Raw genomic sequence first — 8,239 nt, 5'->3', positions numbered from 1 at the left:
CAAGCTGATCTCCACCACATCCGCGGGGCGGGCCCGCGACCGGCCCATGGCCCTGCGCGGCAGCCGCCCAAAGGGTTCCGGCACGGCAGTCGCCGTCACTCGCGCAGCAGCCGACGGGCCGTGAGGGCCAAGCTGATCTCCACCACATCCGCGGGGCGGGCCCGCGACCGACCCATGGCCCTGCGCGGCAGCCGCCCAAAGGGTTCCGGCACGGCAGTCGCCGTCACTCGCGCAGCAGTCGGCGGGCGGTGAGGGCGAGGCTGATCTCCACCACGTCCGCGGGGCGGGCCAGGGAACGGCCCGTCAGGTGCTCACAGCGCCGCAGCCGGTTCAGCACGGTGTTGCGGTGGCAGTAGAGCCGCTCGCCGGCCCGCTGCGCGGAGCCGTCGCAGGCGAGCCAGGTGGCCAGGGTCTCCAGCAGCACGTCCCGGTCCCCCGGCTCCAGGCGCAGCAGCGGGCCGAGCACCCGGTCGGCGAGGGCCCTGCCGAGTTCCGGACTGGTGATGACGAGGGCGGCGGGGAGGTGTTCGGTCAGCCGGACGGCGCCGCCGTCGACGGGGCAGATGCCGAGCGCGGTGTCGGCCTGCCTGCGGGCGTCGCCGATGCCGGCCAGCCCTTCGACGACGCCACCGACGCCGATCCTCGCGCCCGCCGCGGGACCGTCGGGCCGGGGCGCCGGTTCCGGCGGGTCGCCGCTGCCGACCAGGACGATCCCGTAGTCCGCTTCCACACCGGTGTGCCAGTGGACGCGCAGGCCCTCGGGCACGGCGGCGGCTCGGGCGCCGGCGCAGCCGGCGGGATCCGGGCCGGCGACCGCGACGACGGCGTACCGCCCGTGTTCGGGCAGGTCCAGCGCCTGGGCGGTCTCGGGCAGGTCGGCGATGCGGCTGGTGCCGTCGAGCAGGGCGGCGGCCAGCAGTCGCACCCGGTTCTCGCGCCGCCAGGTCAATTGCCGCTCGACCTGCCGGTAGGCGTCCGCGACGAGCGTGCAGTGCTCGTCGACGAAGTTCCAGACGTCGGACGCGACGTGGACGAGGAGGCGTAGGTCCTCGGGAGCGGTCCGGGAGGTCTCCTCCACCAGCCCCTGCCACACCAGCGACCCGCCGAGGCGGAAGGCGTGCAGCAGGGCGTCCAGCGGCAGCCCCTGTTCGGCACGGGTGGCTCCGATCTTCCACGAGCAGCGGCGGGCCGCGTCCCGGGCGCTGCGGGGATCGATCAGTGAGGTCACACTGTGCCGCAGCGACCGGTGCACTTCCTGCCAGGTCCCGACGCGGTCGCTCTCCAGCGCGGCCCGGTAGGCCGGCTCCTGCTCCTGGAGGACGGCCAGCAGCCGGTCGGTCAGGTCGGGCAGGTCGTCCAGCAGCACCCGGGCGGCGCGGTGCAGGACGTGCAGGGCGTCGGCGTCGATCAGCGACCGCACGCGCCGGGTCCGCGGCTGTGGACCGGCCGCCGGTCCTGGGCGCAGCGCTGTTCGTGGTCGTACGGCGTGGTGCATCACGGTCCTCCCCCACGTTCGGCGGCGCGGCACGGCGTCCGCGGCGGACTCCCGGCTGGTCCACGGTCCTTCCCGCGGCGCCTGCCACCCGAGTCGTCCTGCCCCGAAGGATGGCATACCGTCCGGTCGGTCCCTAGGGTCGTGCACCGGTCTGTTCCTCCTGTTCGACCATGCGCGCCAGTTCGACCCTGGAGCGCAGGCCGAGAGCGGCGAAGACGTTCCGCAGGTGGTAGTCGACCGTGCGGGTGCTCACGGCCAGCCGCAGAGCCACCTCCCGGTTGGTGGCGCCCTCGGCCACGTACCGTGCGATGCGCAGTTGCTGCGGGGTCAGGCGGGACAGCGCGTCCGACCCGGCCGGGCAGGGAGCGCTCCCGTGCGCCCGCAGCTCCGCGCCGGTCTGCTGTGCCCACACCCGGGCGCCGCAGCGGTCGAAGCCGACGAGTGCGGCTCCGAGGCGGTCGCGTGCCTCCCGCAGCCTGCGCCGACGGCGCAGCCATCTCCCGTACAGGAGTTCGGTACGGGCCCGTTCGAAGTCGCCGCCCGCCTCGTCGTGCAGGGTCAGGGCCCGGCGGTAGAACGCGTCGGCCTCGTCCGGGCCGGTGAGCAGGGCACGGCAGCGGGCCAGCTGGGCGGGGGCCTGCGGATCGGCTCCGAAGGCCGCCCACCGGGCGAACTCCTCCATGACCGTCCGGCTGTCGTCGGGGCACCCGGCGAGCACGGCGGCCTCCACATAGCAGGGCACGGCGAGCATCCACACCGCGAAGTGCCCGCGCCGGGGGCCGGGGTGCACCAGTGGGCCGAGCCGGTCGGCGGCGTCGAGGGGGCGGCCGCGTCCGAGATCGGCGCGGGCCGCCGCCCACTGCGCGAGCGTGGCCGCCTGGGCCAGACCGTGCCGGCGGGCGATCGCCAGCGCGGCCGCGGCATGCCCGGCGACCGAGGTCGTGTCCCCTTCGATGGACGCGGCCAGGGCGAGCACGGCGTGGTGGTGGGCCGCCGTGTTGCGCTGTCCCGCTCGCAGGGCGGCGCGCAGGCCCTGGCCGGCATGGGTACGGGCCTGCGCGTGCCGGCCCGCGCGCAACTCGGCGTACGCCAGGTACTCCAGTGCCTGCGGTACGAGCGCCGCGGCTCCCCGGTTCCGGGCCGCCGCCAGGGCCCGCGCGCCGGCCCGGCGAGCCGCGCCCAGGTCCCCGAGCAGGAGGGCGGCGGCCGCCGACCGCAGCAGGCCTTCCGGTTTCTCACCGGTGCGGGCGTACTCCACCACGCGCCGCAGCGGTACGGCCGCCCGGTCGAAACGCGCCTCCAGTACGGCGCGCATCCCGAGCGCATGGTCGCGCACCAGGTCGTATCCGCCGCCTTCCCGGCCCGTCCCGGCGCTCGCCGACGGGAGGAGCCGGGTGGTGTGGCGGGGGTCGCCGTCGACGGTTTCGCATCCGAGCGCCCTGAGGCAGGCCGCCCGGTCGCCCGCCGCCCACGCCGCGACCGCGGCGGCGAGAGCGGCACGGGCGCACTGCCCGGGGGCGTCGGGACCGAGCAGGGCCGCGGCGAGCATCAGGGACTCGTGGGCGTCGCCCACGGGGCCGTCGCGCAGTTCCGCCAGCCCCCGTACCAGTTCGGCGCGGCCGCGCACCGCGGCCGGTGCCGCCCCGCCACCCGTCGCGGCGAGCAGCCGCAGCGCCCGGTGCGGGCGTCCGGCGAGCAGCGCCTGCTCGGCCGCTGCCGTGTACCTCTCCGCCCGGTTCGGTCCGTCCGTCGTCGGCACCGTCCTGGGTCCGGTCATTCCCGCGACGCTACTGACCCGTAACGAGAGGCGGAAGCCGCACGTCCGAACAGGTGGACGACTTGTGCCGGCGCCCAGCCTCCCCGGGGGGCGGCCGTGCACCGGCACAATGCCGTCGGCGCCGTCAGGAACCGTGCGGGCAGTTGCCCCGGTACTCCTCGATCGTCAGGCTCGGCCGCGGCAGCGGGCACAGGAACTGCTCGTAGCGGGTGTCGTTGTCGATGAACCGCTTGAGCCAGGAAACGCTGTACTTGGCGATCGTCGTGTTCGACGTGATCGGCGCGAAGTGGTTGGCGTTGTTCAGCTCCAGGTAGGCGCGGTCGAGGGAGGAGGGCAGGCTGTTGTAGAAGGGCTCGGCGTGGCTCGCGACCGATGCCACGCTGTCGCCGTCGGCACCGACGATCAGGGTGGGTGTGCTGATCTCGGGCCAGGACTTGTCGTTGTTCCAGGGCGTCAGGGGGATCGCCGCCTGGAGAGCGGGCCGGGACTTCGCGGCCTCGAGACTGCCGCCGCCGCCCATCGAGTGCCCCATGACGCCGAGCCGGCTGCTGTCGATGCGGGCGCGCACCGGGCTGCGTTCGGTGAGGTGGTCGAGGGCGGCGAGCAGCTGGCGGCCCCGGGAGTCCGGCTGGTCCAGGGTGCTGAGGGTGTCGATGGTGAAGACGACGAAGCCCTGGGACGCCAGGCGCGGTCCCAGCCAGGCGATGGAGGACTGGGTCCCGGTGTAGCCGGGCGAGACGACGACGGCTCCGAAGGTTCCGTCAGCGGTGCTCGTGGGGTAGTAGATCGTGCCGCCGCCGAACCCGGTGACGGCCGCGCGGGACACGGTCGTCTCGGAGACGGCGTAGGGACCGCGCAGTGCCTCGATGGAGGCGTTGGTGGGTGCCGGGCCGCGCTCGTACGGGTTGTCGGCCGCCTGGGCGCCGGGGACGGCGAGGGTGCCGAGCGCCGCGGTCGCGGCGATCGCCGCCAGGGCACCGGTGAACCGGTGGGCCCCGGGGCGGCCGACGCGGTGCGGGGACGGGCGGGAGGCCCCGGGAAGTGCGGTGTTCTGCGGGTGCTGGTGCACGACGAGTCGTCCTCTTCTGTCGTGGCGGGCCGCCCGGCGGTGGGCCGGCACACGCACGGGTGTGCCGCGTCGGCGGGCGCCGCGGACTGCTGGTCGTGCCACTGTCGGCGGGCGCCCCCGGCGCGGGACCGGCAATGTCACCGGTCTCGTGCCGCCCCTCCGTCCCGCCCTCGGCCGCCCCAGGGGGCTTGCGCGTCCGCCCGGCCGGTGTGACACGCTCACCCTCGGCGCCCGCTGAGCCGGTCGTCACCAGGTCGTACGGCGTGGAGAGGCGGCGGCATGCGCATCGGACTGCTCGGAACCGGACCCTGGGCCCGGATGGCCCACGCCCCGGCCCTGAGCGCACACGAGCAACTGGACTTCGTCGGGGTGTGGGGCCGTCGCTCGGACGCGGCCAAGGAACTGGCCGACCTGCACGGCACGCGCGCCTACTACGACGTGGACACGTTGTTCGCCGACGTGGACGCGGTGGCCGTGGCCCTGCCGCCGGCCGTGCAGGCGGACCTCGCGGTGCGGGCCGCGCGGGCGGGGTGCCATCTGCTGCTGGACAAGCCCCTCGCCGCGACCGTGGCGGAGGGGCGGGCGGTGGTCGAGGCCGTCGAGGCGGCCGGCGTCGCCTCCGTCGTCTTCTTCACCACCCGCTTCCAGTCGGAGACGGGCACGTGGATCGCCGAACAGGCGGGTGCGCAGGGCTGGTTCACCGGGCGGGCCGAGTGGCTGGGCTCGGTGTTCACCAGTGACAGCCCCTTCGCGGACTCGCCGTGGCGGCGGGAGAAGGGCGCCCTGTGGGACGTGGGCCCGCACGCGCTGTCCGTGCTGCTGCCGGTGCTCGGCGACGTCCGGCGGGTGGCGGCGGCCGCGCACGGCCCGGGCGACACCGTGCACGTGGTCCTCGACCACGCGGGCGGCGCGTCGAGCACGATGACGCTGAGCCTCACGGCCCCGGCCGCCGCGGTGGGAGCTGTCCTGGAGCTCAGGGGCGAGTCCGGGGTGACGCTGCTTCCGGAGAGCTCCGAGGGGGTCCTCACCGCCCTGTCCCGGGCCGTGGACGTCCTGCTCGACGCCGCCCGCACCGACCAGCCGCACCCGTGCGACGCCCGGTTCGGACTGCGGGTCACCGAGATCCTCGCGGCGGCGCAAGGCGTGCTGGACGGCGGCTGACGGCGGCCGGCGACGGCTTCCTCGCCCGGCCGGCCGGGCGAACCGCTAGTCGGTGAACGGCTCGTCGCTCCACCGGAACCAGGCCCTGTCCTGCTCGATGTGCAGCAGGAACTCGGGCACGGGACCGTCCGGCGAGAACAGCGACACACGGTGCCGGATCTCGTCGTAGGCCGCCTCCCACTCCTGCCGGTGCGCCTCGTCGTCCCGCTCCGCCAGGGCCAGTTCGCGGGCGAACAACTCCCGGACCGCGCCGTACGCCGGACCGACCGTGAACTTCCCCGCGAGCCAAGGGAAGTCGACGTCGTCGATCACGATCTCGCCGACCGCCTCCTCGCCGCTGCGCACCCGCCAGACCTCGCCGTCGAACCCCACCGCGCCCGCCTCCGTCACCCGCCGCCGATCCACCCGACGATCAGGATGCCACCCGGCACCGGCAGACGGCCCGAGCCGCCCGCCGGTGCCGGGAAGGCCCCGCTCAACCTCAGCCGGTGCGCGGCTGGAAGTTGATGCGCTCCCGTACGACGGGGAAGCCCGCCTTGGTGAAGTTGGCGGCCATCGGGAAGTTGCCCTGGTCCGTGGCGGCGGAGACGAACTCCGCGCCCTGCTCGACCAGGAAGTGGGTGCACTCCGCCAGGAGGTCGTAGGCGTAGCCGTGTCCTCGCTGCTGCGGCAGGACTCCGATGAAGCCGACGCAGGGGCCCGACGGGTTGCGCGCCGGGATGTGGATTCCGACCGGTTCTCCCTGCGGGGTGTGGGCCACCTGCCACCATTCCCGCGGCGACGGACACCAGTGGAAGAAGTCGAGTTCCTCCTGGGCCGCTTGGTCCACTCCGCCCTCCTCGATGGACCGCAGGGCGTGGGCGTCCAGGGTCACCGAGTGGATGCGGCGCAACGCGTCGAGGAAGACCTCGTCGTCCGGCTCCGGGCGGAAGACCAGCCGGCCGGGCCGTTCGGGCAGGCCGCACCCCGGTGTCCAGCGGTACAGGAAGCGTTCCACCAGGAGCTCGTAGCCGGCCTTGCGTGCGGCGGTGAAACGGGTCTCGGCGGCGGCGTGCAGGGCCGGGTCCTCGCGCCAGCCTCCGGGCAGGTTCAGTTCGAGTTCGACCTGCCGGGGGGCGCTGCGCAGGAGTTCGGCGCCGGCCTCCTCCTCGCCTTCGGCCACGTCGAACCAGTTGATGTTGAGGGGTTCGGCGTCGTCGGGTCCGCCCCACCAGGCGCCGCGCGCCACGACCGCGCCGTCGCGCAGGGCGACCCGCTTCCAGTCGGGGCGGTGCCGGGTGGTCCGGTGCCCCTCACGTGCGCCGAGCGGGTCGGGCAGGGCGTCGAAGAGATGGGCGTCGCGCTCGTCGAGCGCGCGGATGACCGATTCGGTCATGGGTGTGTCCTCCGAGAAGCATGCTGCGTGGAGCGCTCCCGGTCAGACGAAGCACGCCGGAGCAACGGAAAGGGAGCGCTGGGTGGTTGTCGTGATCTGCACGGCACTCGCCTCCTTCCGTCGGTCTCAGGGCGTGGCGCCTCACGGTACACCGCTCGAGAGGCCCGTGAAGGCGATTTATCCGCGCGCAGCCCCATGGCCCGGACACGGCCCCGGCATGCGGGACGAGGGCCGGCGTAGCAGCGTAGGGATGTGAGCACTCTGCGCGGCCGGTGGTCGCGCCCCGAACGGGACCGGCGCGGCTGGCTGCGGGGCGCCCCGCCGCCGGGCTGGGTGCGGGTGCTGCCGGCCGCTCTGCTGGCGGGCGTGTGTGCGGCGACCCTGATCAGCTCCGCACCGCTCGACATCGGGTTCGTGCTGGGCGCCATCCCTCCGCTGGCCGTCCTGTCCTACGGTCCGGCGGCGACCGCGGTGCTCGGCGCCTCGGTGGTGGCGGTGCTGTTCGTGCCGGCTTTCCGCCTGGACGATCCCGGCAGCACCGACCTGCTCACCGTGTGCTTCGTGGCCGCGCTGAGCGTGTTCGTGTCGTTCGTGCGCAGCCGCCGCGACGCCCAGCTGGTCACCGAGCGGGCGGTCGCCCAGGCCGCGCAGAATGCCGTGATGCCGCCGCTGCCGCCGTGCGTGGGGGCCGTGCGGTGTGCGGGCCTGTACCGGGCCGCGCAGCGCGGGACGCTGGTCGGGGGTGACTTCTTCGACGTGCGGGAGGGGCCTTTCGGGGTCCGGGCGGTCATGGGTGACGTGCAGGGGCACGGGCTGTCGGCCGTCGCGACGGTCGCCGCGCTGCTGGGGGCCTTCCGGGAGGCGGTGCTCGACCAGCCGGACCCGGAGGCGGTGGCCGCCCGGCTGGACCGGAGGCTGGAGCTGGACTCGGCGGGCGAACGGCACTCCGAGCTGTTCGCGACGGCCGTGCTGCTGGAGTTCGCCGCGGACGGGCGGGCGGTGCGGATCGTGGCGTGCGGGCATCCCGCCCCCGTGCTGCTGCGGGACGGGCAGGTCGTCGAGCTGGACGTCCCGGCGGGCAGCCCGCTCGGTCTCGGACTGGCCGACTCCGTGCCGCCGGTCGGCCGGACGGTGCCGCTGCGGCCCGGGGACCGGCTCTTCCTCGCCTCCGACGGGGTCACGGAGGCCAGGGACGCGGCCGGCGTGTTCTATCCCCTGACCGAGCGGCTCACGGGCTTGACCGACGACGACCCGGCCGCCCTGGCGGTGCACGTGTGGGCGGACCTCGTCGGTTACAGCAGGGCCCTGCACGACGACGTCACGATGCTCGTCCTGGCACCGGGGCGGCTGCGGCGTCCCTGA

General features: G+C 74.8%; 7 protein-coding genes. 2 read left to right on the top strand and 5 right to left on the bottom strand.

Annotation, left to right across the window (positions count from 1 at the left end; genetic code table 11):
• Nucleotides 1-223 precede the first annotated feature (223 nt).
• The 3 genes from KUM49_RS18435 to KUM49_RS18425 form a co-directional block, all read right to left on the bottom strand.
• The gene (locus tag KUM49_RS18435; RefSeq protein WP_217237943.1) at nucleotides 224-1,495 is read right to left on the bottom strand and encodes a CdaR family transcriptional regulator; all 1,272 of its coding nucleotides are present in this window, start codon (nucleotides 1,493-1,495) and stop codon (nucleotides 224-226) included.
• A 133-nt stretch (nucleotides 1,496-1,628) separates the two neighbouring features.
• Nucleotides 1,629-3,272 carry a helix-turn-helix transcriptional regulator gene (locus KUM49_RS18430; RefSeq protein WP_217237942.1) on the bottom strand — a complete coding sequence of 548 codons (1,644 nt, stop codon included), beginning with the start codon at nucleotides 3,270-3,272 and terminating at the stop codon, nucleotides 1,629-1,631.
• 124 nt (nucleotides 3,273-3,396) lie between these two features.
• Nucleotides 3,397-4,341 (bottom strand): dienelactone hydrolase family protein, encoded by a 945-nt coding sequence (locus KUM49_RS18425; protein ID WP_217237941.1) that lies wholly within the window; start codon nucleotides 4,339-4,341, stop codon nucleotides 3,397-3,399.
• A 279-nt stretch (nucleotides 4,342-4,620) separates the two neighbouring features.
• On the opposite strand from KUM49_RS18425, the gene KUM49_RS18420 reads away from it, so the two are divergent.
• Nucleotides 4,621-5,502: a Gfo/Idh/MocA family protein gene (locus tag KUM49_RS18420; RefSeq protein ID WP_217237940.1), complete on the top strand. Its 882-nt coding sequence runs from the start codon at nucleotides 4,621-4,623 to the stop codon at nucleotides 5,500-5,502.
• 45 nt (nucleotides 5,503-5,547) lie between these two features.
• Here the strand turns inward: KUM49_RS18420 and KUM49_RS18415 are convergent, their stop codons facing one another.
• Nucleotides 5,548-5,874 carry a hypothetical protein gene (locus KUM49_RS18415; RefSeq protein ID WP_217238244.1) on the bottom strand — a complete coding sequence of 109 codons (327 nt, stop codon included), beginning with the start codon at nucleotides 5,872-5,874 and terminating at the stop codon, nucleotides 5,548-5,550.
• A 109-nt stretch (nucleotides 5,875-5,983) separates the two neighbouring features.
• A complete protein-coding gene (locus tag KUM49_RS18410; protein WP_217237939.1) occupies nucleotides 5,984-6,877 on the bottom strand; it encodes a GNAT family N-acetyltransferase in 894 nt (297 codons plus the stop codon).
• A gap of 261 nt (nucleotides 6,878-7,138) precedes the next feature.
• On the opposite strand from KUM49_RS18410, the gene KUM49_RS18405 reads away from it, so the two are divergent.
• Nucleotides 7,139-8,239, top strand: a complete 1,101-nt coding sequence (locus tag KUM49_RS18405) for a PP2C family protein-serine/threonine phosphatase (RefSeq protein ID WP_217238243.1) — start codon at nucleotides 7,139-7,141, stop codon at nucleotides 8,237-8,239.

The organism is Streptomyces sp. AC555_RSS877 (assembly GCF_019049245.1).
In the GTDB taxonomy this organism is placed as follows: domain Bacteria; phylum Actinomycetota; class Actinomycetes; order Streptomycetales; family Streptomycetaceae; genus Streptomyces.
The sequence above is the reverse complement of the archived record's forward strand: the minus strand, read 5'-3'. Positions and strand labels throughout refer to the sequence as shown.

Coding starts and splice junctions, on each gene's coding strand:
- KUM49_RS18435 (WP_217237943.1), bottom strand. CDS start 1,495: ATGCACCACGCCGTACGACCACGAACAGCGCTGCGCCCAGGACCGGCG.
- KUM49_RS18430 (WP_217237942.1), bottom strand. CDS start 3,272: ATGACCGGACCCAGGACGGTGCCGACGACGGACGGACCGAACCGGGCG.
- KUM49_RS18420 (WP_217237940.1), top strand. CDS start 4,621: ATGCGCATCGGACTGCTCGGAACCGGACCCTGGGCCCGGATGGCCCAC.
- KUM49_RS18410 (WP_217237939.1), bottom strand. CDS start 6,877: ATGACCGAATCGGTCATCCGCGCGCTCGACGAGCGCGACGCCCATCTC.